The sequence below is a fragment of the Chryseobacterium sp. TB1-D10 genome (assembly GCF_059803555.1).
The window spans coordinates 19,946-43,936 of record NZ_JAPFHB010000004.1 but is presented as its reverse complement, the minus strand read 5'-3'; the positions used below and the strand labels follow the sequence as shown (position 1 = coordinate 43,936).

General features: G+C 36.2%; 41 protein-coding genes. 33 read left to right on the top strand and 8 right to left on the bottom strand.

Annotated elements, in window-relative coordinates; genetic code table 11:
• The first annotated feature begins 1 nt into the window (after position 1).
• The 15 genes from OPU68_RS06750 to OPU68_RS06680 are packed head-to-tail and all read left to right on the top strand — an operon-like array spanning position 2 to position 4,992.
• Positions 2-289 (top strand): hypothetical protein, encoded by a 288-nt coding sequence (locus OPU68_RS06750; RefSeq protein WP_498473249.1) that lies wholly within the window; start codon positions 2-4, stop codon positions 287-289.
• Between the two features lie 4 nt (positions 290-293).
• Positions 294-566, top strand: a complete 273-nt coding sequence (locus OPU68_RS06745; RefSeq protein WP_498473248.1) for a hypothetical protein — start codon at positions 294-296, stop codon at positions 564-566.
• Between the two features lie 58 nt (positions 567-624).
• Complete coding sequence (locus OPU68_RS06740; RefSeq protein WP_498473247.1) at positions 625-1,242, top strand: DUF2786 domain-containing protein; 618 nt, start codon at positions 625-627, stop codon at positions 1,240-1,242.
• Between the two features lies 1 nt (position 1,243).
• Positions 1,244-1,660 carry a hypothetical protein gene (locus OPU68_RS06735; RefSeq protein WP_498473246.1) on the top strand — a complete coding sequence of 139 codons (417 nt, stop codon included), beginning with the start codon at positions 1,244-1,246 and terminating at the stop codon, positions 1,658-1,660.
• A gap of 11 nt (positions 1,661-1,671) precedes the next feature.
• The gene (locus tag OPU68_RS06730) at positions 1,672-1,953 is read left to right on the top strand and encodes a hypothetical protein (RefSeq protein WP_498473245.1); all 282 of its coding nucleotides are present in this window, start codon (positions 1,672-1,674) and stop codon (positions 1,951-1,953) included.
• The gene (locus OPU68_RS06725) at positions 1,950-2,447 is read left to right on the top strand and encodes a hypothetical protein (protein WP_498473244.1); all 498 of its coding nucleotides are present in this window, start codon (positions 1,950-1,952) and stop codon (positions 2,445-2,447) included. The genes OPU68_RS06730 and OPU68_RS06725 overlap by 4 nt, the downstream gene beginning before the upstream one ends.
• A gap of 1 nt (position 2,448) precedes the next feature.
• The gene (locus tag OPU68_RS06720) at positions 2,449-2,676 is read left to right on the top strand and encodes a hypothetical protein (protein ID WP_498473243.1); all 228 of its coding nucleotides are present in this window, start codon (positions 2,449-2,451) and stop codon (positions 2,674-2,676) included.
• Positions 2,677-2,698: 22 nt separating this feature from the next.
• Positions 2,699-2,908: a hypothetical protein gene (locus OPU68_RS06715; protein ID WP_498473242.1), complete on the top strand. Its 210-nt coding sequence runs from the start codon at positions 2,699-2,701 to the stop codon at positions 2,906-2,908.
• Positions 2,905-3,321 carry an LvrA C-terminal domain-related protein gene (locus OPU68_RS06710; protein ID WP_498473241.1) on the top strand — a complete coding sequence of 139 codons (417 nt, stop codon included), beginning with the start codon at positions 2,905-2,907 and terminating at the stop codon, positions 3,319-3,321. Before OPU68_RS06715 ends, OPU68_RS06710 begins: the two co-directional genes overlap by 4 nt.
• Positions 3,321-3,464: a hypothetical protein gene (locus OPU68_RS06705; protein ID WP_498473240.1), complete on the top strand. Its 144-nt coding sequence runs from the start codon at positions 3,321-3,323 to the stop codon at positions 3,462-3,464. Before OPU68_RS06710 ends, OPU68_RS06705 begins: the two co-directional genes overlap by 1 nt.
• Positions 3,465-3,496: 32 nt before the next feature.
• Positions 3,497-3,733 carry a hypothetical protein gene (locus OPU68_RS06700; protein WP_498473239.1) on the top strand — a complete coding sequence of 79 codons (237 nt, stop codon included), beginning with the start codon at positions 3,497-3,499 and terminating at the stop codon, positions 3,731-3,733.
• A 50-nt stretch (positions 3,734-3,783) separates the two neighbouring features.
• A complete protein-coding gene (locus tag OPU68_RS06695) occupies positions 3,784-3,984 on the top strand; it encodes a hypothetical protein (RefSeq protein ID WP_498473238.1) in 201 nt (66 codons plus the stop codon).
• Positions 3,985-4,008: 24 nt separating this feature from the next.
• Positions 4,009-4,302 carry a hypothetical protein gene (locus OPU68_RS06690; protein WP_498473237.1) on the top strand — a complete coding sequence of 98 codons (294 nt, stop codon included), beginning with the start codon at positions 4,009-4,011 and terminating at the stop codon, positions 4,300-4,302.
• Complete coding sequence (locus tag OPU68_RS06685) at positions 4,302-4,706, top strand: hypothetical protein (protein ID WP_498473236.1); 405 nt, start codon at positions 4,302-4,304, stop codon at positions 4,704-4,706. The genes OPU68_RS06690 and OPU68_RS06685 overlap by 1 nt, the downstream gene beginning before the upstream one ends.
• Before the next feature lie 55 nt (positions 4,707-4,761).
• Positions 4,762-4,992 carry a hypothetical protein gene (locus OPU68_RS06680; protein ID WP_498473235.1) on the top strand — a complete coding sequence of 77 codons (231 nt, stop codon included), beginning with the start codon at positions 4,762-4,764 and terminating at the stop codon, positions 4,990-4,992.
• On the opposite strand, the gene OPU68_RS06675 is transcribed toward OPU68_RS06680, so the two are convergent.
• Complete coding sequence (locus OPU68_RS06675) at positions 4,989-5,438, bottom strand: hypothetical protein (protein WP_498473234.1); 450 nt, start codon at positions 5,436-5,438, stop codon at positions 4,989-4,991. The genes OPU68_RS06680 and OPU68_RS06675 overlap by 4 nt on opposite strands.
• Complete coding sequence (locus OPU68_RS06670) at positions 5,438-5,929, bottom strand: phage virion morphogenesis family protein (RefSeq protein ID WP_498473233.1); 492 nt, start codon at positions 5,927-5,929, stop codon at positions 5,438-5,440. The genes OPU68_RS06675 and OPU68_RS06670 overlap by 1 nt, the downstream gene beginning before the upstream one ends.
• Positions 5,930-5,957: 28 nt before the next feature.
• On the opposite strand from OPU68_RS06670, the gene OPU68_RS06665 reads away from it, so the two are divergent.
• Complete coding sequence (locus OPU68_RS06665) at positions 5,958-6,191, top strand: hypothetical protein (RefSeq protein WP_498473232.1); 234 nt, start codon at positions 5,958-5,960, stop codon at positions 6,189-6,191.
• Here the strand turns inward: OPU68_RS06665 and OPU68_RS06660 are convergent.
• The 6 genes from OPU68_RS06660 to OPU68_RS06635 all read right to left on the bottom strand — a co-directional run bounded on the left by OPU68_RS06660 (position 6,174) and on the right by OPU68_RS06635 (position 11,545).
• Positions 6,174-7,535 carry a phage head morphogenesis protein gene (locus OPU68_RS06660; RefSeq protein ID WP_498473231.1) on the bottom strand — a complete coding sequence of 454 codons (1,362 nt, stop codon included), beginning with the start codon at positions 7,533-7,535 and terminating at the stop codon, positions 6,174-6,176. The two genes, OPU68_RS06665 and OPU68_RS06660, sit on opposite strands and share 18 nt — an antisense overlap.
• Positions 7,536-7,774: 239 nt before the next feature.
• Positions 7,775-8,980 (bottom strand): phage portal protein family protein, encoded by a 1,206-nt coding sequence (locus OPU68_RS06655; protein ID WP_498473230.1) that lies wholly within the window; start codon positions 8,978-8,980, stop codon positions 7,775-7,777.
• Positions 8,981-8,983: 3 nt separating this feature from the next.
• Positions 8,984-9,445: a phage protein Gp36 family protein gene (locus tag OPU68_RS06650; RefSeq protein WP_498473229.1), complete on the bottom strand. Its 462-nt coding sequence runs from the start codon at positions 9,443-9,445 to the stop codon at positions 8,984-8,986.
• Positions 9,446-9,449: 4 nt separating this feature from the next.
• On the bottom strand, positions 9,450-10,979 hold the full coding sequence (locus OPU68_RS06645; protein ID WP_498473228.1) for a hypothetical protein: 1,530 nt from the start codon (positions 10,977-10,979) through the stop codon (positions 9,450-9,452).
• Positions 10,980-11,273, bottom strand: coding sequence for a hypothetical protein (locus OPU68_RS06640; RefSeq protein WP_498473227.1), 294 nt, complete (start codon positions 11,271-11,273; stop codon positions 10,980-10,982).
• Positions 11,255-11,545 carry a hypothetical protein gene (locus tag OPU68_RS06635; protein WP_498473226.1) on the bottom strand — a complete coding sequence of 97 codons (291 nt, stop codon included), beginning with the start codon at positions 11,543-11,545 and terminating at the stop codon, positions 11,255-11,257. The genes OPU68_RS06640 and OPU68_RS06635 overlap by 19 nt, the downstream gene beginning before the upstream one ends.
• Before the next feature lie 284 nt (positions 11,546-11,829).
• Here OPU68_RS06635 and OPU68_RS06630 point away from each other — a divergent pair, with 284 nt between their 5' ends.
• The 17 genes from OPU68_RS06630 (at position 11,830) to OPU68_RS06550 (ending at position 23,990) form a co-directional block, all read left to right on the top strand.
• Positions 11,830-12,819, top strand: coding sequence for an HK97 family phage prohead protease (locus OPU68_RS06630; protein WP_498473225.1), 990 nt, complete (start codon positions 11,830-11,832; stop codon positions 12,817-12,819).
• Between the two features lie 18 nt (positions 12,820-12,837).
• On the top strand, positions 12,838-13,761 hold the full coding sequence (locus OPU68_RS06625; RefSeq protein WP_498473224.1) for a phage major capsid protein: 924 nt from the start codon (positions 12,838-12,840) through the stop codon (positions 13,759-13,761).
• Positions 13,762-13,764: 3 nt separating this feature from the next.
• Complete coding sequence (locus tag OPU68_RS06620; protein ID WP_498473223.1) at positions 13,765-14,175, top strand: N-acetylmuramoyl-L-alanine amidase; 411 nt, start codon at positions 13,765-13,767, stop codon at positions 14,173-14,175.
• Positions 14,172-14,660, top strand: a complete 489-nt coding sequence (locus OPU68_RS06615; RefSeq protein WP_498473222.1) for a hypothetical protein — start codon at positions 14,172-14,174, stop codon at positions 14,658-14,660. The genes OPU68_RS06620 and OPU68_RS06615 overlap by 4 nt, the downstream gene beginning before the upstream one ends.
• Before the next feature lie 11 nt (positions 14,661-14,671).
• Positions 14,672-15,325 carry a hypothetical protein gene (locus OPU68_RS06610; RefSeq protein ID WP_498473221.1) on the top strand — a complete coding sequence of 218 codons (654 nt, stop codon included), beginning with the start codon at positions 14,672-14,674 and terminating at the stop codon, positions 15,323-15,325.
• A 3-nt stretch (positions 15,326-15,328) separates the two neighbouring features.
• Positions 15,329-16,546, top strand: a complete 1,218-nt coding sequence (locus OPU68_RS06605) for a DUF2586 family protein (protein ID WP_498473220.1) — start codon at positions 15,329-15,331, stop codon at positions 16,544-16,546.
• Position 16,547: 1 nt separating this feature from the next.
• Entirely contained in the window at positions 16,548-16,958 is a 411-nt protein-coding gene (locus OPU68_RS06600; protein WP_498473219.1) for a hypothetical protein, read from the top strand.
• Position 16,959: 1 nt separating this feature from the next.
• Positions 16,960-17,283 (top strand): hypothetical protein, encoded by a 324-nt coding sequence (locus OPU68_RS06595; protein ID WP_498473218.1) that lies wholly within the window; start codon positions 16,960-16,962, stop codon positions 17,281-17,283.
• A gap of 169 nt (positions 17,284-17,452) precedes the next feature.
• Positions 17,453-19,705: a phage tail tape measure protein gene (locus OPU68_RS06590; protein WP_498473217.1), complete on the top strand. Its 2,253-nt coding sequence runs from the start codon at positions 17,453-17,455 to the stop codon at positions 19,703-19,705.
• Complete coding sequence (locus tag OPU68_RS06585) at positions 19,702-20,391, top strand: DUF6046 domain-containing protein (protein WP_498473216.1); 690 nt, start codon at positions 19,702-19,704, stop codon at positions 20,389-20,391. The genes OPU68_RS06590 and OPU68_RS06585 overlap by 4 nt, the downstream gene beginning before the upstream one ends.
• Positions 20,375-21,415, top strand: a complete 1,041-nt coding sequence (locus OPU68_RS06580; protein WP_498473215.1) for a hypothetical protein — start codon at positions 20,375-20,377, stop codon at positions 21,413-21,415. The genes OPU68_RS06585 and OPU68_RS06580 overlap by 17 nt, the downstream gene beginning before the upstream one ends.
• Complete coding sequence (locus OPU68_RS06575; RefSeq protein ID WP_498473214.1) at positions 21,412-21,915, top strand: hypothetical protein; 504 nt, start codon at positions 21,412-21,414, stop codon at positions 21,913-21,915. The genes OPU68_RS06580 and OPU68_RS06575 overlap by 4 nt, the downstream gene beginning before the upstream one ends.
• Positions 21,912-22,127: a hypothetical protein gene (locus OPU68_RS06570; RefSeq protein WP_498473213.1), complete on the top strand. Its 216-nt coding sequence runs from the start codon at positions 21,912-21,914 to the stop codon at positions 22,125-22,127. Before OPU68_RS06575 ends, OPU68_RS06570 begins: the two co-directional genes overlap by 4 nt.
• The gene (locus OPU68_RS06565; protein WP_498473212.1) at positions 22,124-22,423 is read left to right on the top strand and encodes an oxidase; all 300 of its coding nucleotides are present in this window, start codon (positions 22,124-22,126) and stop codon (positions 22,421-22,423) included. The genes OPU68_RS06570 and OPU68_RS06565 overlap by 4 nt, the downstream gene beginning before the upstream one ends.
• On the top strand, positions 22,404-22,694 hold the full coding sequence (locus OPU68_RS06560; protein ID WP_498473211.1) for a LysM peptidoglycan-binding domain-containing protein: 291 nt from the start codon (positions 22,404-22,406) through the stop codon (positions 22,692-22,694). The genes OPU68_RS06565 and OPU68_RS06560 overlap by 20 nt, the downstream gene beginning before the upstream one ends.
• A gap of 2 nt (positions 22,695-22,696) precedes the next feature.
• On the top strand, positions 22,697-23,539 hold the full coding sequence (locus OPU68_RS06555) for a nucleotidyltransferase (protein ID WP_498473210.1): 843 nt from the start codon (positions 22,697-22,699) through the stop codon (positions 23,537-23,539).
• Positions 23,529-23,990, top strand: coding sequence for a hypothetical protein (locus OPU68_RS06550; protein WP_498473209.1), 462 nt, complete (start codon positions 23,529-23,531; stop codon positions 23,988-23,990). Before OPU68_RS06555 ends, OPU68_RS06550 begins: the two co-directional genes overlap by 11 nt.
• Position 23,991 lies beyond the last annotated feature (1 nt).

Here is a 23,991-nt window from a genome sequence, read left to right as displayed (position 1 = left end):
TATGGAAGCAACAATTTTGATACTGTTAGCAGTTGCCTTTGTGGTTGGGTTTTTCATCGGTGCATTTGTGTTTTTTTACTGTGATAGTGCAACTCCACATCTTTTGGAAATGGAAGATCCTTATCAGCCCTGGGATGACATCGATTATGATAACGAAAAGCAAGTAAAATATGTAGAATACACTACCAGTAAAAATATGGAAGTGGTCGAGAATTTTATGAAACATTTCAAATCTGAGACAGAAATGGAGATTCCGGAAAGTGTTTTCCTGTCATTTTTTAATGCTTAAAACAATGAGCATAGAGAATTTACAGGGTTATAAAAAGCCTATTGAAAATGAGATTATTGTTGTAAGTGCTACTATCGAAGGTGAAGAACATTATACAGCAGATGTAAGGAAAATTGGAGATTCTAATTATGCTGTTTTCAGCAATATCACAAAAGATGGTATTACCAAAGACGGAACAAAAAAATGCATAGAGTATGGGATTTATGAACCCGTATCAATTGAATTTATTTCCAGTCAATCAGATCACTATATCTGGGTGACGTTCAAAATCAATTAATCCCAAACGGTTTTTATCAGCGGTTCGATTCCGCTGATGGGAGCAAAAAAATTTAAATATGAATACAGAAATTAAAGACAAAATCGCCAAAGTATTAGAATTGGCCAATCGTGGAATTGACGGCGAAAAAGAAGCGGCAAAAACCGCCTTAAACCGCCTGATGAAAAAGTACAATCTTTCTGATGAAGACCTTAGTAAAATTAAGTTTCAAAAATATTTTTTCAAGTACAAAACTAATATTGATAAGATGCTTTTTTTACAATTAATAGAATATTTTTTTAAAGGTCAAAGTTTCCGAATTTTTCAAAATAACAATAACGGAAAAGACTTTCAAATCGAAATGGAATATTTAGACTATGTCACGCTTTCCTGTTCTTATGAATACTTCAGAGGACACGCAGCAACACAATTTAAAGCATTCTGTTTACCACACATCAAAAGATGCAGAACTACCAAAACAAAAAATGCTAAAAGAGCCGAATTACAGGAAGCTTTTTTCTCAAAATATGTGATGGCTTCTAAAATCTATCATCCGGAACAACTTATACAAATTGATTATTCAAAAATGAGTGATAAAGAACGTGAATCCACTTTCAAACGAGACAATGTTTTAGCAAATATCGAAGGCGGACAATATCACACACAAGTAGCAAAAGAAACTTTAAAAATCGGATAAAATGGCAACACTGAAAAAACTTATGACGCTTCTTTCCAAAGAAGGACTTTTGGAAAATAGAGCAGATATTATCAGAGAATGGACAAACGGCAGAACTACTTCTGCTGCCAAACTTACAGAATCAGAGATCCACGCAATGTGTGTAGTCCTAGAGAAAAACAGCATCGAAGAAATGGACATCAAAAGAAAACGTTTGATCGCTTCAATTTTCGGAATGTTTAAACTGATGAACAAACAGGTTTCAATTGATTACGTCAAAGGAATTGCCTGTAGAGCCGCCAAAGTTGACAAATTCAATCAGATATCAGCCACTCGCCTGGTAAGTCTTTACAACGCTTTCAAAAACGCTCAAAAAGACCTGAATTTCACCGCAAAAATGGTCGAAGGATTTATCAATGAACAACAATCTTACAATTAAAAAATTAGAATATGGATTTTGAAGAAATGGAAATGCCAACACCTTGCGAACATTGCGGTGATATATTCGATTTGAATGACGGATATGGCTCAGAAAAATGGCACACGAACATAGTTATATGTAAAAGTTGCTTTGAAAAAGAAACGGAAGAAATCGAAGAGGATGAATATTGGGAAGGAATCAACATTGACTTATCAAATGCTCTTTATAGCCTGGATAAAGAACAGAATCTAAAAGATAGGCTTGATAAAGATAATATTGATTTGGTTAAGAAAATAGCTGCTCTATTATGATACTATCATTCAAAACACAGATTTCCGGAAAGCCTACAAATTTTGTAAATAAAATTTGGATTGGCTTAATTGAAAATAACATTATCCCTGGTTACACTGAAATTATTTCTAATTACAATTTAAAACCAAGTGATGTTGTAGGATTCGGAGTAATTAAACCAAAGCTTCACACAATCCGAAAGGATGAAAAGAACCGTTGGAAGTTAGGAATAATGATTGATTTTTTTATCAATGCAAGGCAGAAAAACATGTTTCGATTTGCACCCAGGATTCCGGTTGTTTCTATTCAGAAAATTAAAATCAAGCATATTAAAAATGATCCTGATTATTTCGATCACATGAGGGTAGATATTGATGATAAAAGTCTTTGGGAAAAGGATGCACTTTTACATTTGGCTCAAAACGATGGATTTGAAGCTTTTGCAGATTTCGCAGCTTATTTCAGTGAAGATTTCGAAGGAATTATCATTCATTGGACAGATTTTAAATATTAAAATGACAGATATCCAATTCATACAGGCATCAAAGGAATTTTTCTTCCAGTATTTCATAGATGGAATATTGGAAGAAAAACCAAGCCTTTTGAATATGGAAGAACTTGTAGAAAAGTATAAACAATCAATCATAAACGATTATGAGAATGCAAATAAAAGTAGATCCGGAAACGCTCTTCCTGCTACACAAGATTATAATGGATCAATGCCAAATGATTGCACAGAATAGGCCTCAGAGATCCGGCAAATCTATGAGAATAGAACTTTTTGAAATCATCAGCAAAAGGTGCATCAGCTACAGCCTGAATCCGAACGGAAAAAAGCTGAATCTTACTTTAAAATATCACCTGGTCGATTTGGTTTTTGATATTTTGAGCGATTTAAAAAAGTCTTATGGCGGAATCTACGAGGCGAACAAACTGGATATGTTCAAAAACCAATTACACCAACAATTACAATGAGAATATTTATTTCAAAACATCAGGTTACAGGTCTGAAAGCGGTTTTTAAATATGATTTAAACGGCGTTTTAAGAGCATTGGACTTTGATGGTGACTGGACACAACAACAGGTGCAAATCATTACACAGAAAGTGCCTTTGAATACTGAGACTATTTTGATTGACATTGCAAATCAAAATCCGCAAAGCAAATGGATTTTTTCTGAAGTAACTGACATTTCTTTTGAAGCTTTTTACAAAAGATATCCGAGAAAAGTCGGTCCGAAAGGCGAAACAGAAAAGCAGTACAACAAATTGAGCGATGCCGACAAAATGGATGCAATTCTTTTTATCTCGGAACTAATAAAACTCAAAGGTGACGGAACTGCATTTCCTTATCCTGCAACTTATTTATATAGAAAATACTGGAGATAATGGAAATTGAAATTTTAGTAAAATATCTCCGAGATCTTGCACCTTATTTGGCGGATTTTGTCCTGGACGAATTGATAAAAGTACAGGAAGATATTCCGGAAGTTATAGCAGTCTTAACAGCCGAAAAAGATAAACGAAAATGATCACATTAACAGAAATAAATGACATAATAAAAATGGAAATAAAACTTCATATACCACAAACTGAAATCTTTGAATTTCTCCAAAAAAGAGGCTATGAGGTAAAAGCTTTTTCAATAGATCATCCGGAATGTGATGGCTTTCTGATCTACGAGCCTGCGAGTACCGAAATGACTTTCACCGCTACAAAAGGAAACGAAGAACAATGCAGGGAAAATTTATATCTCACAGTTTTTCACAAGGAAATGAAGGAAACTTTAAAATTATCATAGGTTACGGATTTCCGTAACCTTTTTTTATTTAACTAAATTAATTTTACACTATGGAAGAATTTAAAATCAATGCTCAGAGTTATATCATTGATGATATTTTATCACACATTAAAAACGGTCACATGGGAATGGCTTTTGCTAATAATTGGAACTACGTACGAAAAGGAAATACTTTATATTTTACACTCAAAGAAAATGGAAAAGTTGACCTTTCTGTAATTTTTTGGTTTGGATATTTGACAAATCAGTAATTTAGCATTGTAAAAGCTTTGAAAATGGATTACAAGGCAATAGTTAATGAACTACAGACAATTGTAGATAATAAACCTGATCGTCATTTTTATCGGAACTTACAGCAGATCGTTGATAGATTGGAACAAACTGATGATGTGAAAGTGTTTAAGGTTGTTATCAGATACAAAAAATTGCTTTCAGACTTTGAAGATCCATTCGACTGGCGAAAATTTGAATTTAGAGATCCTAATTCGCATCATGAGATCAGAGAACTAACAATAAAACTAATCGATTATCTGAATGATTATTTCGGATTTTTAAAACCTCTTAAATAATGAAAAAACTACTATTACTAATACTATTTTCCGGTTTCGCCTATGGCCAACAAATTAACATCTGCAATCTTTCAGAAAATGATTTGCAACCTTTTTCAGAAAAGATTGCTTCAGGTTCCGGAATCAAAATTTCCAACACCAAAAAAACGAATCTCGGTTTTGTGGTGAAGTTTGATGATAATTTGAAAGTCACATTTACAAATGACGGCGGAAAATATTCTTTGTATAATATTACTGGAAACAATCAGATTGTTGAAAATATTTGGACGTTTTTTTTTAATCCAGGTTATTCAAAAACCAGTGAAGCTTATTCAAATACCATTCTAAAACAAAACGGCGGCGATGTACGGCTTCAAGAATCACAAAATCAATTTTATATACAAAAATATTCCTGTCGAAATTAAATAAAAAAAAACACCACTTGTTTGGTGTTTTTTTTTATTCTATTTTTGTGTATATATGGCAGTAACTCAACAGACTATCGGACGAAAAAGAAATCTTCTACATCGCTACAAATTAGTGATGGAAGAATTCAACAAATACGACTGCCGGATCACACCAATCACTGTTATACACAGAGAATACATTTTTCCAAAGTTCGGGATTTCCCGTGATACACTTTATCGCATCCTGAATTGTGCAATTGATGAAGAACTGGAAAAAGTCACTTTACCTTCTTTATTTGATTAAACATTTCCGACTTCAAAATCATAGGTTACTCTATATTCCTGAATGCCGTCATCCCTTCTAATCCTTTGCTGTGATTTTCTGATCAGTTTTGAGCAGTTTTCACCAGGTGAAAAACCCTGTACTTTTTCGTGAACCGATTCTATAATGCTGTGAATTTCCCAGGCTTTTGTTTTTTGTGTCAAAGGCGCTCTTCCTGACGTGTTTGTTAGCTTCTGTTTAGCAATACACAATTCGAGCGTAAAGCGTGCTAATTGGCGTTGTTGTGGCGTTGCTTTTCTATCATTGCCAATATTGTCAAAATCTCCATTTTTCACGTCAAAAAGACAGCAAGGGAATGCAACCGGTGTATCACCAGGAAACATATTAATTTGCCCCCAGTCTTCATCAACATATTTGATTCCTGATTCCAAAATCCGTGCCTGAATTTTCAATAAAATTTCGTCCATTATCTTTGTCTAAGTATTTCTTTCATGTATTCGTCTATTTCCTGAAAGGTTTGATCTGCACACCGTTCTATAGCTTTTCTTACTTCCGGATGATCGCCAATGAATTGCCGTTGCGGAATTGTCATTTTTGAACCGACTTTTTTTAATGCCATTGCTTTGAATTGTTCGGCTTCTATCCCTGTTTTACCTTCTCGCATATACATTGCCCAAAAGTATTTTTTCATTTTGGCCGTTACCGTAATCTTACCGCCTTCATTATGCATTGAAGCGTCAATCCTGGAACTTGACCAGCTAACTGATTGGCTGCCTTGTCTCATTTGAATAGACCGCCTCAATTGTGCCGTTCTCATCATCAGGCTTCCACGCCTATTGATCAATTTTGTTTGCCTCCATTTTTTATTAAAAAAAGCTTTTCTCTGAAAATTTTGGTCAAACTCATCTGTGAGTTCTATGGCCACATCATCCAAAATTTGTTTGTAAAAATTTTTCATTTGTAATTTTTTTATATATTTGCTAATTATGAGTGACTTATATAATTTTAAAGGTGTTGATTTGCGGACAGCTACTATCTACGATATAGCTGAAGTTCTGCCGGAATATCCTGCAATTATTATAGATCCTGAAACTGAATTAAACAATGATGACGAAAGAATTTTCGCTTTAATCACTTATGCAGAATCTTATAACATCACTGACCTTGAAGAAAAACTGAACGAATTGTACAAAGATCAGTTACTATCTATCTTTCAATAAATTTTTATTTTTTTCCAATAGTTCCAAGAATTTTTCTTCTGTATAATCGTTTTTCGTAGCGTAAGAAATTAACGCTCTCACTGATCTTTCTTCAATTTCATAAGTGCTGTTTTCAAAAATCGCTTTTGCAAGTCCGGTGATCTGATCAGTATATTTATCATTTACCAAACTTTTCTTTACAGTTTCTAAAACTTTCTTTTGGTTTGATCCACTCCACTTTATCAAATTATCATAATTAACTACCATTCTATTGTAAGCAGTATTGTTTCTATCATTTACAAGAGAAATATTTTCAAGTTTACCGCCTAATTTTTCCATAAATTCCGGCAGCGTTTTTCTACTTACAAACTCATTTGCTAACTCCATTGTTTTTGTCATTTCGGTTGTCATTCGCATATTTCCAGGAATATTGGCATTATGCCACATTTCGTGGTGTAGAGTTGAAATTGCCCTTTCCTGCTCAAATGTTGTAGGAATTTTGTTTTTAATATTATTGATACCGGCATTGATGTGATCGACGATTTCTTTTTTCAAAGAAATGCTACCGTTCATATCTGTAAAGCCGTTTACTCCACGCTGTGAAGTGGTTTTGACTTCTTTAAAACCTCTATGGAAAAATTCTTTATTTTCTTCAGCAAATTCAGAGATATGATTACTCAGGTCTTTTGTTGTTTTTAAAGTATTTACTTTTGAAACAATTTTTTTAGTTTCCTTTGCTCCGATCACCTTTGTATAAGAATTATTTGGCGGAAATATTTTTTCCTGCATCCCAGGATTAAACCTGAACATCTCTAGTTTATTTTTTCCATTTTTCCCGATGTGTGTGGTGGCTTTTTCGGCCGCTGCTGTAGCTTTATCCACATCACTTGCCGGATATTTTGAAGCCAAAACCAAAACCGCAATACAACGGCAGCGCCATCCATTTGGCGGATAATATGAGATCCAAAACGCTGAACTTTTCGGCAGTGTTGTGCCATTCAGACCGACATGGCTTTCTCTTACTTTTTCATCACCGGCAGTTCTATACTGTAGGTTATATCTGTCGCTATCGCTTAAATTAGCCCAATTGGCGGCGCTTTGTGATGAAGACTGTGCAAACTGATATTCTGCATCAAGATAGTTAAGATTATACTTTTCATTAAGTTTTAAAATATCCTTCTCAAAAAGGTAATATGGCCGGATGTGTCCGTTTTCGTCTCTTAATAAACTTCTCGCTTCCTGTAATTGTGCATTAGTTTTTAACCCGGAGAAAATGAAAGCATCTTTTTTAAGATATTCTTTCATTTCTTCCGGAACATCGTGCGAAATTCCTAATTCAAAAACTTTGGCGGTCTCTTTTATCAAGGTTTTGTATTCCTTGACTTTTTCGAGATCTTCCGGCTTGTAGTCACCTAATTGATGAAGTTTTTTAAATGCCTTTTCAGCGGCGTTTAATACCTTTTTAAATTTCGGTCTGTTTTCTTCCGGATCGTTAGCAAGATTGAGCGAACTGCAATATTCACAATTGCAGGGTTTGTATTGTTCCTGAAGGCTTTCATTCAGGGCTGAAAAATAGGCAACGCCTGGTTTCTTAATTCCAGCCCTTAATAAAAAAAATCGGCTGAAAGTTTTTGTCCGGTTGGTTGGTTCTGTCTTTCGCCGGTGATTGGAACACCAAATTTATCTGATATCCATTTGTCGTCAACTTCTTTTCCTGCATTCAGTAAATCTTTGGTATATCCAAAAAGCTTATCCAGGTCATCAGCTTTGTCATACTTGTAGAACCATTCACCTTGTGGTATAAAACCAATCAATTGCAAAGATTTTAAAATCTTACTGTTCCATTCCTGCTCAATTAATGACAGATCAGATTGCACCAAATCATCAAGCATATTTTGTGAAGTTTTCTCCTTTGAATTGGAGCCGTTCACAGTGTCCTGACCGATAATAGCGCCTGAAATAGGCATTGAAATTTCGTTGTTACAAAGTTGTATCAGATTTTTATAAACATCCCCATTTGTGGCCACACCTTCCGCCCACTCGAATTTTTCATTTTCATCAATAATAAACCAGGCGGCTGCTCCCATGTCCTTCATCATATTTTCGGCACGGTTCAGCATTCTTTTATCTTGTGTGTTGGTTTTCATTACACGAGGCGGAATGCCGTATATTTCGCATAACTCTGACCAACAGGATTGAGCAAAGCGTTTGAACAAAACTTGCGGAACAACGGCATTTATCAAACCGAAATCGGCATTTAAATTGGTATCTCCAAACTCTAAAACCCAAATCCCGTACTCTTTGACTTCACGGTATTTTATAAATTTATCTTCTGTGTAATCCTGATAAACTAAGCCGGAATAAGGATTTACGTTCTGTCTTGGAATTAATTTGAATTTTAGACGTTCGTCTTCAAATACCCATTGACCAAGTGAATGTTTTAAAAATTTAGTATTTAAAACCTCAGAATTAACCTCATTAACGAAAATCTGATTTTGCAGTAGATCTGTGATTTCCTGATTGACTTTGCCGTCTTTTCCAGTAATGGAAAAGCTTTGAGATAATGATTTGTTTCGTCTGTTTTCTGTCTGAGATTTTAATAACGGATCTTGTGAAACTTCATCCAATAAATTGTATAAGCCCCAAAAAGTTGGATTTTCATCTAACATTGCCATTTGTAGAACTTTGCTCCAGTCTGAAATATCTTTTCTCGCTCTCGAAATAGATTTCGGTGCAGTTTCAAAAACCGGTTTTGTTGTTTGTGTGGTGACAGGCTTATTTTTAAGCGCTAACCAGGAAGGGAATTTCATAAATTACTCGTGATTAAATTTGATACGTGATCCGCTTCTGTACGGCAATGGTTCGTCTGTTGTGGTGCTGTCGTCTTCGACAATTATTTCAAGATCCGATAAAGTCACAATTCCTTTTGCCAAATCTTTCAAATAAGTTACAGCCCGGTCATAGTTCTTTTGCGCTCTTTCATAAAGAATATCAGCGTTACATAATTCGATAAAGTGAAATTTCGCAATAGTCTTAGTTTTCTGAAGTAAAACAGAATTACGTGCAGATCCGGTTTTTGAAAAAATTGTTTGCACGTCATAATGTGGACGGCCGTCGTTGTATTCCTTTCTTTCATTTTGCGTGAGATATGATTTCACCTCTTCGATTGCTGCTGAAATCGCATCAGGCATTGCCTCATCGTTACCATCAGCGATTTGATCCGTTTGATAATCGTAAATTGCCGTACCCATGTCGGCCTCTTCTAAAAATGCCATATAATTAATATTTTCTACTTGCACGATTACCACTTCGATAATCATTGCCGTGGTTAAAACTTCTATTTTGTAAAATCCAAACACCGCCTTCTACACCATCCGGACCATCCATAACCTGTGCATTCGGCGAAACACCTAAAAACTGAGATTCCAATCTTCTCATGTTTGGATTTTTATCTTCAGCAATGTTGAAAATCAAATTCATCAATCTGACAATTGGTTCCAGTGTACCTTCAATTCTAAAGTATTTTTCCGGTTTTTTCCTGGTGTCCGGTGTAATCGGAATCATTATACCGGTTTCAATAGCCTTTTGCCGTATTAGCGGCGAAAGTACCTGTTCGTAAAAGGGATCTTGTAATGAGTTATTTTCGATGTAAATTTTATGTACAATATCTCTTTGACTGACGTATTTATGCGCTTCAAAAAGACAGTCAATAAACTGTGAATTATTCATTACATCCAACCAACAGGTATAGACATAATATTTTAATCCCTTCCGTCCAATTACACCGACAAATTTTGTTGAAGCCTGGTTTTTTTTAGTTGTTGACTTATCTTTATTAGATGTTGCAGGATCAGCGTAAACTAAAACTTCGTCGCAATCTTCTAACCGTGGTACTGTGCCCCAAAGGATCTCTTTGAATACACTTCCTTCAATGACTGGATTATTAAAATATTCCTTTTGGTAGGATGCCCATGATATCGTACTTAAAACTCTATCAATTTGCGCCTCTGAGTTTTTTTGAGGCCAACTGGAAAAACCGTTTTTGTTCCTGATGTTTACGATATCATGATAATCAGCTTTTTTAGCCATTTCTGTGATACAGCAATATGAAGAAATAATATTTCCACAAGCAATTAATAATAACGATGCAGAAATAGATCGTGTCGGTATCAAAGCCTGTTCGATCCAGTTGACTGATTCTTTTATTCTGTCCGGATTTCGACATTCTTCGTCAGTATCAATATCATCAATTAAAATTGTATCGGGTCTCGCTTCATCATTTTTGGCACCCCTCGGAGATTGGCCTTTACCAATAGCCCTAAACGATGCACCATTTGCCAGGACAAATTTTTCATCTTTCCAATTTCCATAGTTGAATTGATCACCGTAATCGCTTTTAAGCCTTTCGTTTTGTTCAAAAACGTTTCGATATGGTTTCAGCAACATTTCAGCGTTATCTGACGAATAAGAAACCAGTAGAACGTTTTTCTTTTTTTTGGTCATTACAAGATAAATGATGTTCATCATTGTTCTTGTAGATTTCGCCAATTCTCTCGACCAGGAAATGACTTCGTACCATTCCGGATTATTCAGCACTCGTTTGTCATGTGCCAAATGGAAAGGTGCAGGATCAGCGGTACAAAACTTTGAAAAATACTCTTTTTTCCACTCTTCCGGATGCGCTTCTAACCACGCAATTCTTTTTTTCTTCTCCAGTGGCGTTTCATCCAAATGGATTGCATCCTCCCGGAAAAGATTATCAGAATGCTGTTTCCAAACCTCGAATAATTGGCCAGTTTTTTTGTCCATTTATTTGATTTTGGTTTCGATAAAACTTGTGAAATATCCTGAAAACTGTTTTGCAAATTCGAGATTGTGAGGTTTGATAAAACCTAAAAAAGCAATACCGGTTTCAATCATTTCACCGGTGTTTGTTTCAGTCTCCAGTTTTTTAATGGAAGATGTTATTTTAGAAATGATATCAGCTTCTTTGGAAGTTGGTGTATTTCCAATTTTTACAGGATAATCAGATTCATTATATTTTTGAAATTCTAAATATTCTGCTCCTTCAGCATCTTTCAATTTTACAGGTTCTGCAACCATAATGGAACATCATAAACAATCTTACGTGTTTTTATTTCCTCATTGATTTGCTCCAATTGGTTATACATCATAACCAATTGGTTCTTTTTTGTCACTAACAGTGATTTCCTTTTATCAGCCCAACCAAATTTTACAATCCATTTTCCGAGTGTCTTTTCAGTAATACCAACTTTTTCGGCAACATCTTTTTGCGAAAGTGTATCGTCTGACAGGTATATAGTTTCTGCAAGGTTTTGCAGTCTTTTTTCTTCTTCTCGGGTATTTCTTGCCATCGCTTTTTTGGAAATTTTATGAACAAAATTCCAATTCGGAAGCGCTTAAAAAAAACAATTGTAAAACGGTCGGACACATTTGTAAAACGCTCTGACATAACCGTCCGAACATCTGACAACTTCTTTTTTTTCGACAAAAACGCACGCAATTTTGTCATCACAATAAGCAACAAAAACTTTAAAAAATGAAGTAAGCAATTATCACACGGTTTAGAATTATTAATAAAAAACCGCTCAATGATCGGGCGGTTTTTTTAAAACTTGTTGCAATACCTATTTAATAAATGTCAAAGAAAAAATTTGTTTTTAACGACGAAAAGAAAAAGAATTCCTACGGTTTCTCTATACAAACTATGGGAATTGATCTTGAAAGATTTACCCAAAACCCTGTTTGTCTTAACAATCATTTGAATTGGACGGAAGCGGTTATCGGTAATTGGATTGATATATCCACTGAAAACGGTATTCTTTCCGGTGAACCGGTTTATGATGAAGCAACCGAAAACCTTGAAAATAAAGAGACGATCCGAAAAGCAAAAGCCGGATTTATCAAAGGTTGTTCGATGGGAATTTCTTTTGACGAAGCCGATTTTGTCAAATTAGAAAACGGTGATCTTCTACTTACAAAATGTGAACTTTTTGAAGTTTCCCTGGTAGCAGTTCCAAGCAACGCCAATTCAGTTACTCTTTACGATAAGAGCGGAAATAAGATGTCAGAAAACGAAGTGAAAACACTTTGCCTGTCATTAGGAAATCCGGAATCTGATCCAACAAAATTTACAACTAACAATAACGATTCAAAAATGAAAAAAATCCAATTATCACTATTGGCATTATCAGCCTTAGGATTTGCTCAAAACACACAGACTGTAGAAGAGCCGGAACTTGACAAAGCAATTCTTTCTCTTAAAAATGAGAACGACAAGAACACTTTGGAACTTGAAAAAGTAAAAAAGGAATTAAAGGCCTTCCAGGAAGCTGATAAACTGAAAAAAGCAAATGATATCGAAACAATGGTAACGCTTGCTATTCAACAAGGAAAAATTACAGCGGACAAAAAACAAACTTATGTCGATTTAGCAGCTGTCAATTTTGATTTGGCAAAATCAACATTAGACAGTTTCGAGGTAAAAATCGATTTGACTGCCGGAATCCAAACACCTGGCGGAAGCAATGAGGCAATGACAGAAGAAAAGTGGCAAACACTGGATCTGAATGCTCAATTAGCCTGGAAAACTGCTAATCCTGACCAGTACAAAAAATTATTTTCTTAACCTTAAACCTAATTACAAATGCCACAGAATTTTCCCGAAATATGGTTAAAACGTGTTAAAACCAACATCGATAAAAATACAACTGCAACCTTCCTGGATGGAATTCCGGAACTTGATGTTGATGTAAGCGCCATCAACGAAGGTGATGCAACTGAAATGAATAAAATTTATGTTGCAGTAAGTGAATTTGATGTTGACGTTTTGATCAACAATACAACCTATCCTATAGCCGCTCAGGTCTATAATGATAGTACAATAGAACTTACTTTGGATAAACTACAGACAAAAGTTGTTACCGTATCTGATGATGCCGTAAAAGGATCTTCTTACGATAAAATTGATAGTGTAACAAAAGCACACACCAATTCTATTTCCAAAGCAAAATACAAAAAAGCCATCCACTCAATTGCACCGGCTGACAATACCAACGCAAAAATGCCAATTATTTTGGCAACCGGTGGCGCTGATGCCTTGGCAGATCCTTCAGGCAGGTTAAGACTAACTTATGAAGATCTTGTCGCTTTGAAATCCGCTGCCGACACTGCTGGCGTTGCTGATGATGACAGACGTTTGGTATTGTGCGAAAATCACTGGAATGATCTTTTATTGGATCGTAAAAATTTCGGAAATCAATTGATTGATTATGTGAAAGGAAAACCAAATCCAATGATTGCAGGTTTTGAATTACACAAATATGGTGCAAATCCTTACTACACCGTCGCAACGAAAGTAAAAAAGGCTTACGGTTCTGTACCAGGTGCAGGAGATCGACAGGCTTCGATTATGTTCGTGAAAACCAACATTGCTAAAAAGACAGGATCTACAAAACAATATTTTGCTAAGGCAGAAAATGATCCTGAAAACCAAACAAACAGAATGAACTACCGTCATTATTTTGTGGCAACACGTTTCCAAAACAGAGATTGCGCAGCAATTATATAGGCTATGAGAAACATTGAATATATAGCCGTGCATTGCACTGCTACACCACAGACGACATCTATTAGTTCAATAAGTAACTATTGGAAAACAACTCTTGGTTGGAAAATGCCCGGCTATCATTTCATTGTAAAGCCGGACGGCGAAATAGTTCAACTTTTGGACATTTCACAAGTTTCTAACGGTGTTGGCGGTTGGAATTCAAAACTTATTAATATCTCCTACATCGGCGGTGTTGATGGATCGGGAAAACCAACAGACAACAGAACAGAGGCGCAAAAAAAAGCAATATTAACAAAGCTGAAGGAACTTAAAGTTCTTTTCCCAAAAGCAAAAATACAAGGTCATAGAGATTTCCCAGGTGTGAAAAAAGCCTGTCCATCTTTTGACGCAAAAACAGAATATAAGAACCTATGAAAGCACTTTTTTCATTCATATTTATTTTGATTTTTTCACTGGCAATGGTTTCCTGCCTTAGTAGGAAACCATCACCGCCGGTGACTATCGAAAAAACCAAAACAGTCATTGTAAAAGACACAGTTTATCAGGTTTCGGCCGACAGTTCCTTTTACTATGCCTATGTAGAGTGTATAAATGGCAAACCTGTACTGAAGGAACCATCGAAGTATAAAGATCTACCAAAGAACAAACCGGGCAAGGCTTTGCACGTCCCAACGGCCACTATTAACGGAAATGTTTTAACCGTCGGATGTTACCAGGAAGCGCAAAGATTATTCAAGCAATGGCGTGAAACCTATATTTCTGAAAGCGAGAAAAAAGAAGTTCCGGTCTATGTTGAAAAGCCTTTTAAATGGTATCACAAAGTCCTGATGTGGATTGGCGGTATTTTTCTCGTGTTGTCGGCAATCGGACTGGTTTTAAAATTCACTATTAAATCTTAAAAATTACAACAATGTCAAAAAATATCTTTAAAGACAATCCAAATTTACCGGAAGCATTTATTACTTCTAACGGTGAAGTGTTTTATCAAAAACACGATGCAGAAGTTGAAGCGAAAAAACTTGCTGATAAAAAGATTGAACATGTTATCAATCCCAGTCAAAAAGTGGCCGTATCTGAGCCTTTTGTTCAGGTTGAAGAAAATAATGAAGGTTCAACAGAACTGGAGTTTACTGCTGAAATCGACACAGACGAAATCAAAGCAATGACGGTCGAAGCTGCTGTAAGTTTTGCACTTGAAACTGACAGAGAAAAGGCAAAAGAACTTTTTGAAGCTGCTTTCAAAACTGAAGGAACAGACACACCAACAGGCGTGAGAAATGACGAAAACAGGCCTAATGTAATTATTGTCGATGATGTTGATAATGATGATGAAAAAGGCTCTGAAGAATCTGCAAAACCCTGGCTTACTGAAAACTTAGTGACTAATTCAGATCCGAAAGTAAATGAGCCTGTAACAGAAGTAAAATTAACAGGAAAACAGCAAGCGCAAAAAGACTATACAGACAAATTCGGTGAAATCCCTGCTGAAGATTTTACAACAAAGCAACTTTTGGCAGCCGTTGCAAACGGTGAAAAATTAGTTGCTGAAATAAACAACGACTAAAAAATGAGCTTACCAAAAATTGATATAAAATTAGGCAATGGCCAAATCGGCACTGCACTTCCAAATGAAGACAGAACTTCCGGAGTGATTACAGGAGCGGCAGCAGTAGCGGGTAAGTTTGAATTAAACAAAGCCTACACCGTCAAAGGTATGGTTGATGTTGCCAATCTTGGAATTGTTAATAGCGTAGATAACGGTAAACTTTATAAGTTTTGTGTAGAATTCTATGAAGAGGCCGGCGAAGGTACAGAACTTTGGATTTTTGCTTTTGCTAAAACGACAAAAGTTAGTGACTGGTTTACAGCTGATGCACAAACCGGTAAAGTACCGGCACAAGATCTTTTGAATGCTTCAAATGGAAAAATCAGACGATTGTACACTGTTTACAATCCGCTTGGTTCTTTTGTTCCGACAATTTTAACAGGTCTGGAAACTGATGTTTGGTTAGCAATGCAAAAAGCGCAATTGTTTGCCGACAATTACACAGCCCAAAAATATGCACCTATAAGAATTGCAATTGAAGGATTTGCTTTTGATGGTGACAAAGTGACTTTGGCAACATTGGAAACAAAGCAATATAACAGAGTTTCTGTTTTAATTGGTGATACGCAACCGAAAACCGGTACTGTCACAAATTACGGTGCCGCAATGGGAGTTTTAGCCGGAAGAATGGCAGCATATCCAATTCATAACAACATCGGGAAGGTCAAAAATGGAAGTTTACAACCTTTGCAAATGTACATTGGTGATACGCCTGCAGAACTTTATGATGTAGCTGCTCTTCACGATAAGAGTTATATCACCTTCAGACAGCATACAGGAAAATCCGGATATTATTTTTCCGATGATCCTCAAGCCTGTTCGGTTGTTGATGATTACCATAGCAATGCTCGTGGTGATGTTATCGATAAAGCTTACAGATTGACGTATCTGGTACAGGTAGATGAGATCTTAGACGAATCCTGGATCAACGCAGACGGTACACCTGATGCGATTTGGGCAAAGGATTTAGAAGGTCGTATCGAAAGCTACATTATGGCCAATATGGGAGAACAATTGCAATATCGTATCGGTGACGCTGAATTACCTGTAAAGGTTTTCATTGATCCGACACAAAATGTTGCTACAACTTCTAAACTGAAAACGGCCATCAAAGTAAAACCGTGGGGCTACATCAGAATGATGGAAACTGAACTTTCTTATTCACTTCAAACAAACTAAAATGGGATATATAATTAACGGCAGGGAATACGAGTGGGCAGATTTGACGCTTATGGCCGGCGGACGTGATATGATCGAATTTCGAGGTTTCTCCTGGAAAAGAACAATAGAGCGTGAAGGGGTCTATGCCAAAGGAAGGGATGCACAGTATATCGGATCAGGTAATATTGCGGTTTCAGGAGAAATTACGGCTCTAAAATCAGGTTATGATAAACTTGCATTAGCAGGGGGTGGTTCTATTTTAGGGCTTAACATCGATCTTATGCTTTCTTACGGAAATCCATCTGAAGGAAACGCAATGACTACCAAAAGAATTGGTAGTGTACGCTTCACAGAAGAGGGTGAAGAATGGAAACAAGGAGATAAATTTCAAGAAATAAAAATGCCATACCTGGCGCTAAGTGTAAAATAAAATGGACAAACCAAATTTAACAATTCAGGAAATTACCAAAAAATATGGCGATGATATTGCCAAATGGAAAAAAGAATACGGAGAAATTCAGGCAGTCATTATCGGTGACAAAGTTGCCTTTCTAAAAAAACCGGACAGAAAAACACTAAGTTTTGCATCCATTGCCGGCCAAAAAGATCCAATGAAATTTAATGAAATCATTTTGGAAAACTGCTTTGTCGGCGGTGATACAGAGATCAAAACTGATGATTCATTATTCCTGGCAGCATCCGCAAAAGTTGTCGATTTGATTGAAATTAAGGAAGCTGAACTGGTAAAGCTCTAAAAGCATCAGAAGTAAAGGATCAGGATTTTTTGAGAATAAGCAACGCCCAACTTAGGTATTATTTTCATATTCCTGATCCTGATGCTTTAACAGACGAAGAATGGGCAGCAAGAATACGAGAACTTGAACATGTAAGAAAGTTAGAAGCAAATAGGAACCAACCGCAATAATGTCAAACGTTTTAGAATATATCTTAAATCTGAAAGATGGAATTACCGATAAAATCAATAAAATCGGGAACGCATCAGGCGCAACAACTTCTAAAATTCAGAAGTTGGCAAAACAGACGTTGGATGCTCAAAAAGTATTTGATAAAACTTCTACATCGTTAGGTTCTTTAAAATCAAAATTAGATCAATTAAGAGCGCAAAGGGAAATTATTCCCATCAGCAATCTTAACGATCTACGTCGGATTAATTCGGAGATTGATCGACTTGAAAGAAATATCCGTTCATTGGAAAGCACGGGGCGATCATTCAGGTCTAATATGGCTGATGCTTTTTCAGCTATTCCAGGGGCTGATTTAGTAACGAATCCTTATGTCTTAGCAGCGACAGCTATGGCAGCCGGTACAAAGGCCTCATTTGAGTTTGATGCAGGCATGGCGGCTATTAATACCACGGCACAACTTACAAGTCCACAATTACAACAATTAAGATCTGATTTAATAGATGTTGGTCTTGACGGAGGTGCAGATTTATATAAAATCCCGGAAGCATTTGAAAAAATTATTTCCCAAACAGGAGACGTAGCACAGTCACAAGATATCTTGACAGCTTCAATTAAAGGATCAAAGGCCGGTTTCACTGATCAGGCAGTTGTGGCTGATGCTTTGGCTCAATCACTTTCATTAGTTGGAAAAGAAAACACCAATGCCAAAGAAGTTTTGGACACTTTCTTTGCTGCGAAAAGAGTTGGTGCCGGTGAGTTTAAAGATTTTGCTAACTACATGCCAAATCTGATCGCTTCCGGACAGGCGTTGGGAGTAACATTTAAAAATACGGCCGGACTTTTCGCATATATGACCGGAAAAGGTTTTTCAGCCGAAAAATCAGCGGTTCTATTAGAAAATGCTTACACCGCACTCGGAAAATCTGATATACAGGAAGGTTTGAAAGGTGCAGGAATCAATGTTTTTGATAAAAAGGGAATGTTGCGAGGTGCTGACGAAATTTTCAAAGATTTAGGGAAAAAGATTTCAAAGTTTTCAGATAATAAAAAATCAAAATTCCTGGAAAGTATCGGGTTAAAAGATGCACAGGCAAAATCTGCATTTATGGCGCTTACGGCAGATTCAGACAAATTGAAGGAATCTCTGAATGCTACCAATAATGCTGCCGGCGAAACTGATACGGCTTTTGAGAATGCACAAAATCCAATGATGAAATTAGAGAAACTTTGGACTAAAATTCAATTTCTCGGTTTAAAATTAGGCGATGCCATCGGTTTTGTTTTATCACCTGCATTAGATGGTCTGAACTGGCTAATTGATAGTGGTATCAATTTATTTTCCGGTTGGAAAACGTCTTTACAAGAAGGTAACGAATGGGTTTGGGGTGCAACTGTAGCATTGGGTGCCTTAGCCGGAGGATTGGCAATTGCTTACGTCTGGACAAAGGCACAGGCTATTTGGCAGGGAATAGTTACGATCGCTACACAAGGTTGGGCAGCTGCTCAATGGCTTTTAAATTCTTCTCTTCTCGCAAATCCTGTCACCTGGATTGCGGCTGGTATAATCGCTTTAATTGCTTTGATTGGATATGTGATTTACAAAACTGACGGTTGGGGCAATGCTTGGAAACATACGGTTAACGGTGCTAAATTACTTTGGCAGACGTATGTTTCTTATGTAAAAGCGCAATGGGAAACGTTGGTCAATGGATTGATGATGGGAATTGATAAAATTCAAATCGGTTGGTATAAGTTCAAAAACTCAATGGGTCTCGGAGACAAAAATGCGAATAATGCAATGATCGAAGGACTTAATCAGGATGTTGAAAACAGAAAAGAAGTTGTCAAAAATTCCTGGAAAGAAGTTGCTAAAAATGGAATTGGAGCAGCTTCAGAATTTGTAAAAGCAGGACAATCTTTAAAATGGAATAGCGATCGAAGTTTAGGTGATTTGGTAGGAGGTCTTAAAAAGAAAATAGGAATTCCGGAAGGCGGAATAACAAAACCAAAAGTACCAGGCGTATTGGATAATTCTGCATTACCTGATGATGACAAAAAGAAAACAAAATCCAACGAAGCAATTGCAACCGGCGGACAGCGAAATAATTACATAACCATTCATTTGAAAGATCTGATCGGTATTTTGAATATCACAGGGAAAGACTTTAAAGATGGTGCAAATCAGATGCAACAGCAGACAGAAGATGCACTGGTTAGAGTTTTGGCAATGGCAACAACAGCAGGAATATGAAACTAACTAACGAAACTATATTATTTTCATCCCTATTAGGGGCGAAGGTGACGCAACAAATTCCACGTTTCGAAACTGTTCAAAACGAATTAGGAAAACACGTTTTACCTCCAATACCATTTTTGCCAATAAATAACAAACCTGTTAATGTTGGCTATCCGGATTATACCTTACAAGATGAAGATACACTTTGGCGGGCTGACAAACCGAAGAAAGCTGAAGAACAGTTTTTTCCTTTCACGTTTGTAGACCTTTCTACTCGTCAAGAATATTTATTGCCATACGAGCCAATGATCAGTATCAGTTCAAAAAATGTTATTGCTAAAAGAACAGTTGCAAAATCAGGTGATGATATCAGAAGGCAGGGAACGGTCAAAGAAAGATGGAGCAGAGATGATTATGAGATAAAAATCACTGGCGTTTTGATTGGATCTATTTTGACTGGTGATGTCAGTAAATGTTTTCCGAGATCTGATTTTATGGAACTAAAAAAAATATTACAAAGCCGTCAAGCCTGGGGAGTGTATTGTGAACCTTTGCAGTTGTTGGATATTAATAAACTTGTTGTTGAAGATATGGGTTTTCCATTTACGAAAGGCGAAAATGTTCAGGCTTATGAAATTTCGGTAACAAGTGATTTTGATTTTGATTTACTATTAACAGAAGAGGATGTACTACAATCTTGATTGGGAAATAAAATTTAAAACCAACGGCAAAACACACAATTTGCTGATGCTTGTCGAATGCGAGATTGAAGAAAATGTAGAAAATCTGTCAGATATCGCAACAATCACACTGCCGGAAACGGTTTTAAATCAAGTTCTGAAAGTAAAAGACAAAATTGGTAGAGGATCTGAAGTAACAATTAAATTCGGTTATGATGGAAATTTGAAAACTGAATTTACCGGTTATGTTCGGGATATCACAACCGATGGATCGTTAAAAATATTATGTGAAGATGCTTTGTTTCTCTTCCGGAAAACTGTTCCGGACTTGGCAATACAACAACCAAAGAAAAAAGCAAAAAAGAAAAAAAAGGGTGAACCTGTAGAACCTGAAAAACCAAAGGTCTTAACATCTGTAAAAAAAATAGCAGAATATGTTTGCCGGCACATCGATCCGACTTATAAAGTGGTTTGTGACTTCGATATAGCTTATGAAAAATTTATTATTCACCAGGCGACAGGATATGACGTATTAAAAAAATTACAGGAAGAAACAAAGGCGAATATTTATTTCGTCACAGAAAAAAAAGAGTTGCATATAAGAGCGCCGTTCACCGAAAAAGGAGGTTATGCAATTTATTGTTTTCAAAAAAATATTGAAAAGTCTTCACTTGAATATAAAAAAGCAATTGACAGAAAATTTGAACTGACAATTGAAAGCATACAAAAGGACGGCACCGTAAAAGTCGAAAAAATTGGTACAACTGGCGGTGATTCCAAAACCATTAGAATTGGTTCATTGGATGCCAAAAGTTTAAAAATAAGAGCGCATAATGAATTTGAACAATATGCCCGGGACACATACGAGGGAACATTTGATGCATGGTTAATTCCTTTTTGTAAACCGACATATTCCGCAAAAGTTGTGGATCTTGATTATCCGGATCAAAGAGGTATTTATTATATAAAGGCAGTTACAACAAAAATAAGTTCTGCCGGCGGTGTAAGAACAATAACGCCGGCATTAAAAACAGCAGAAGCATGAGCCAAGGAAAAGAGATAAAGGCATTATTACGGGACATTGTGGCTGCTAATTCTAATTTGCCAATACAGGCAACGGTTTCAAGTCTCGAAGATGATACCTGTTCTGTTGTTTTAGCTTCCGGTATTGAATTAAATGATGTGAGGTTAAAGGCTACAATCGGCGGTGATGAAAATTATTTTATTCAACGTCCAAAAATAGGCAGTAAAGTAATGCTGTTAAGTGTTACCGGTAGTCTTGATGATTTAGTAATTATTAAGATTGATGAAATAGAAAACTTTGAATTTTCGAGTAATGGATTAGATATTTTCATTGACAGTGAAGACGGAAAATTACAAATAGGAAATCAGGAAACTGACTTAAAAAAACTTTTTCAAGATCTCGTTAATCTATTGAAGGTTTTTCAAGTTTATACGCCATCAGGTGTCAGCGGTGTCCCGATACAAACTGTAATGCAAAAAATAATTGGGTTTGAAACTGAATTTAAAAAGCTTTTAAAATGAGTTTAAGTGCAGAAAAAGAAACAGCTAAAACAGAGTTGAAAACTTTATTAAGCGATATGCGAACCAGGGAAGAGATTTCAGACGAAGAATATGCAAATAGATTAATCGATCTTCTCGAAAAATGGATTGCAAAAGCTGAAATAAAATATAATACAGGATTAGTGGCCGGAGCAAATCCGGTTACTGGAACTTTTATAGGAGAATTAAAATGAAGGATTTTTTACTTAACGACGATGGCAGCATGATGATTCCAGATGGTGATTTTGTTATTGGTGAAAGCCTGGGACAGCAACAATCAGTATTGTTAGTTGCACACCAGGTAGAATTTAAGCAAACGCCGGAAACAGGTATCGGAATTACTGATTTGCTTTTAGGTGAAGAACTTTTAGAATATCGTCATAAAATCCGGAATCAGTATGCAATGGATGGTTTGAAAATTAACGATTTGGAACTTTACGAAATTGGTAATTTAAAAATAGATGCTGAATATGCAAACAGTAATAGTTAAACAGGGGCAAAGCATTTTAGACATTGCAATCATCTACACAGGGGATGCAGTAATAGGTTTTGAAATAGCAAAATTAAACGAATTGTCAATAACTGATGTTTTGACAGCAGGCCAAAAATTAATAGTACCTGATGTAACAAAAAAAAATATTGTGGCTTTGTTTGATCCCAAAAACCAACCTGCAACCGATATCACACAAACTGGAGAACCAGGAGAAACGCCGGAAGGAATTTCTTACTGGATATTAAACAAAAACTTTATAGTTCAATAAAAATGGTAAGATCAGTCGAAACAATATATGCAGATTTAGTGGCGAAAAAAGAAGCTGACGAAAATCTAAATGCTCTAAGTTCTACATCAAAAGTAGCGATTTGGAGACTTTGGCTTTATGTCATTGCGTACGCCTGTTATGTGATGGAAGTTTTGTTTGATACTCATAAATCTGAGGTCTCTGACATTCTTACGGAACTGAAACCGCACACATTGCGGTGGTATAGAAATAAAGTAAAAGCATTTCAATATGGCTTTGATTTGATCGATGACACAGATGTTTTCGATAATGGTTCTGAGAGTGAAGAAACAATCGAAGCCAGTAAGATTATCAAATACGCAGCGGTTACAGAAAGTACAACAGAATCCAGGTTAATTGTAAAAGTGGCTACAGAGGACGAAAACGGCATTCTCGCACCTATTCCATCACCGGTTTATACATCATTGGTTGCATATCTTGAAGAGATCAAAGATGCAGGCGTGAAAATTACGGTTATCAATTATCTGCCGGATATTCTGAAGCTTCAAATGCAGATCTATTATGATCCATTATTGCTGACTGCTGAAGGCGTTTCGATCCTAACAGGGAGAAAGCCGGTTGAAGATTCTTTAAAAGAATTTATGAAGGAATTGCCTTTCAATGGAGAATTGATTCTCGCATCATTGGTTGATAAGCTTCAGGCAACGGAAGGCGTTAAAATTCCACATTTGGTTAACGCTCAATCAAAATGGATTGCAACCAATGGCATCACGTATGGGAACTATGAAAATATTGCGGTTAAGAAAATACCAACTTCCGGTTATTTCCAAATCGAAAACTTTGAAAATATAAGTTATGTGGTTTAATGTTGATTGGGTTCGTTTGGTAATGATTCTGATACCAACTTTTCTGAGATCAGAATTTATGAAAGCCTGGCTTTCGTTGTTGGTTGATGGTATTGAGGTCGTGCATTATCAGTGGTTGCAGGTTCGGAAGGCTAACATTTATAATCTGGCACATAACAGCCAAATCTGTTATCTGAGAGCCGCCCTGAATGATCGCTTTGATCCAAGTTTAAGAAGGATTACAATTTCATCCGGAAACGCTTTCACAAGACAATATATTTATACCGATGGTGAAGAAAAACCAAAGTTTCTCGGAGTGATGTATCTGTATGATGATGCAGATTACGAAGATACAGGGGTCGATTTTATTGTCAAAGTCCCGATCGATATTTACTTCAGTATTTATGCTATGACGGCCTTAATAGATTATTACAAACTCGCTGCAAAGCGATACAAAATTATAAGATTTTAAA

Coding starts and splice junctions, on each gene's coding strand:
- OPU68_RS06740 (WP_498473247.1), top strand. CDS start 625: ATGAATACAGAAATTAAAGACAAAATCGCCAAAGTATTAGAATTGGCC.
- OPU68_RS06725 (WP_498473244.1), top strand. CDS start 1,950: ATGATACTATCATTCAAAACACAGATTTCCGGAAAGCCTACAAATTTT.
- OPU68_RS06560 (WP_498473211.1), top strand. CDS start 22,404: ATGCAAACAGTAATAGTTAAACAGGGGCAAAGCATTTTAGACATTGCA.
- OPU68_RS06575 (WP_498473214.1), top strand. CDS start 21,412: ATGAGCCAAGGAAAAGAGATAAAGGCATTATTACGGGACATTGTGGCT.
- OPU68_RS06600 (WP_498473219.1), top strand. CDS start 16,548: ATGGGATATATAATTAACGGCAGGGAATACGAGTGGGCAGATTTGACG.
- OPU68_RS06690 (WP_498473237.1), top strand. CDS start 4,009: ATGGATTACAAGGCAATAGTTAATGAACTACAGACAATTGTAGATAAT.
- OPU68_RS06645 (WP_498473228.1), bottom strand. CDS start 10,979: ATGGACAAAAAAACTGGCCAATTATTCGAGGTTTGGAAACAGCATTCT.
- OPU68_RS06730 (WP_498473245.1), top strand. CDS start 1,672: ATGGATTTTGAAGAAATGGAAATGCCAACACCTTGCGAACATTGCGGT.
- OPU68_RS06605 (WP_498473220.1), top strand. CDS start 15,329: ATGAGCTTACCAAAAATTGATATAAAATTAGGCAATGGCCAAATCGGC.
- OPU68_RS06665 (WP_498473232.1), top strand. CDS start 5,958: ATGAGTGACTTATATAATTTTAAAGGTGTTGATTTGCGGACAGCTACT.
- OPU68_RS06715 (WP_498473242.1), top strand. CDS start 2,699: ATGAGAATAGAACTTTTTGAAATCATCAGCAAAAGGTGCATCAGCTAC.
- OPU68_RS06565 (WP_498473212.1), top strand. CDS start 22,124: ATGAAGGATTTTTTACTTAACGACGATGGCAGCATGATGATTCCAGAT.
- OPU68_RS06590 (WP_498473217.1), top strand. CDS start 17,453: ATGTCAAACGTTTTAGAATATATCTTAAATCTGAAAGATGGAATTACC.
- OPU68_RS06710 (WP_498473241.1), top strand. CDS start 2,905: ATGAGAATATTTATTTCAAAACATCAGGTTACAGGTCTGAAAGCGGTT.
- OPU68_RS06620 (WP_498473223.1), top strand. CDS start 13,765: ATGAGAAACATTGAATATATAGCCGTGCATTGCACTGCTACACCACAG.
- OPU68_RS06635 (WP_498473226.1), bottom strand. CDS start 11,545: ATGGCAAGAAATACCCGAGAAGAAGAAAAAAGACTGCAAAACCTTGCA.
- OPU68_RS06695 (WP_498473238.1), top strand. CDS start 3,784: ATGGAAGAATTTAAAATCAATGCTCAGAGTTATATCATTGATGATATT.
- OPU68_RS06585 (WP_498473216.1), top strand. CDS start 19,702: ATGAAACTAACTAACGAAACTATATTATTTTCATCCCTATTAGGGGCG.
- OPU68_RS06745 (WP_498473248.1), top strand. CDS start 294: ATGAGCATAGAGAATTTACAGGGTTATAAAAAGCCTATTGAAAATGAG.
- OPU68_RS06705 (WP_498473240.1), top strand. CDS start 3,321: ATGGAAATTGAAATTTTAGTAAAATATCTCCGAGATCTTGCACCTTAT.
- OPU68_RS06685 (WP_498473236.1), top strand. CDS start 4,302: ATGAAAAAACTACTATTACTAATACTATTTTCCGGTTTCGCCTATGGC.
- OPU68_RS06580 (WP_498473215.1), top strand. CDS start 20,375: ATGTACTACAATCTTGATTGGGAAATAAAATTTAAAACCAACGGCAAA.
- OPU68_RS06610 (WP_498473221.1), top strand. CDS start 14,672: ATGTCAAAAAATATCTTTAAAGACAATCCAAATTTACCGGAAGCATTT.
- OPU68_RS06655 (WP_498473230.1), bottom strand. CDS start 8,980: ATGAAATTCCCTTCCTGGTTAGCGCTTAAAAATAAGCCTGTCACCACA.
- OPU68_RS06700 (WP_498473239.1), top strand. CDS start 3,497: ATGGAAATAAAACTTCATATACCACAAACTGAAATCTTTGAATTTCTC.
- OPU68_RS06570 (WP_498473213.1), top strand. CDS start 21,912: ATGAGTTTAAGTGCAGAAAAAGAAACAGCTAAAACAGAGTTGAAAACT.
- OPU68_RS06640 (WP_498473227.1), bottom strand. CDS start 11,273: ATGGTTGCAGAACCTGTAAAATTGAAAGATGCTGAAGGAGCAGAATAT.
- OPU68_RS06625 (WP_498473224.1), top strand. CDS start 12,838: ATGCCACAGAATTTTCCCGAAATATGGTTAAAACGTGTTAAAACCAAC.
- OPU68_RS06750 (WP_498473249.1), top strand. CDS start 2: ATGGAAGCAACAATTTTGATACTGTTAGCAGTTGCCTTTGTGGTTGGG.
- OPU68_RS06720 (WP_498473243.1), top strand. CDS start 2,449: ATGACAGATATCCAATTCATACAGGCATCAAAGGAATTTTTCTTCCAG.
- OPU68_RS06595 (WP_498473218.1), top strand. CDS start 16,960: ATGGACAAACCAAATTTAACAATTCAGGAAATTACCAAAAAATATGGC.
- OPU68_RS06550 (WP_498473209.1), top strand. CDS start 23,529: ATGTGGTTTAATGTTGATTGGGTTCGTTTGGTAATGATTCTGATACCA.
- OPU68_RS06680 (WP_498473235.1), top strand. CDS start 4,762: ATGGCAGTAACTCAACAGACTATCGGACGAAAAAGAAATCTTCTACAT.
- OPU68_RS06555 (WP_498473210.1), top strand. CDS start 22,697: ATGGTAAGATCAGTCGAAACAATATATGCAGATTTAGTGGCGAAAAAA.
- OPU68_RS06630 (WP_498473225.1), top strand. CDS start 11,830: ATGTCAAAGAAAAAATTTGTTTTTAACGACGAAAAGAAAAAGAATTCC.
- OPU68_RS06650 (WP_498473229.1), bottom strand. CDS start 9,445: ATGGCATTTTTAGAAGAGGCCGACATGGGTACGGCAATTTACGATTAT.
- OPU68_RS06670 (WP_498473233.1), bottom strand. CDS start 5,929: ATGAAAAATTTTTACAAACAAATTTTGGATGATGTGGCCATAGAACTC.
- OPU68_RS06615 (WP_498473222.1), top strand. CDS start 14,172: ATGAAAGCACTTTTTTCATTCATATTTATTTTGATTTTTTCACTGGCA.
- OPU68_RS06675 (WP_498473234.1), bottom strand. CDS start 5,438: ATGGACGAAATTTTATTGAAAATTCAGGCACGGATTTTGGAATCAGGA.
- OPU68_RS06735 (WP_498473246.1), top strand. CDS start 1,244: ATGGCAACACTGAAAAAACTTATGACGCTTCTTTCCAAAGAAGGACTT.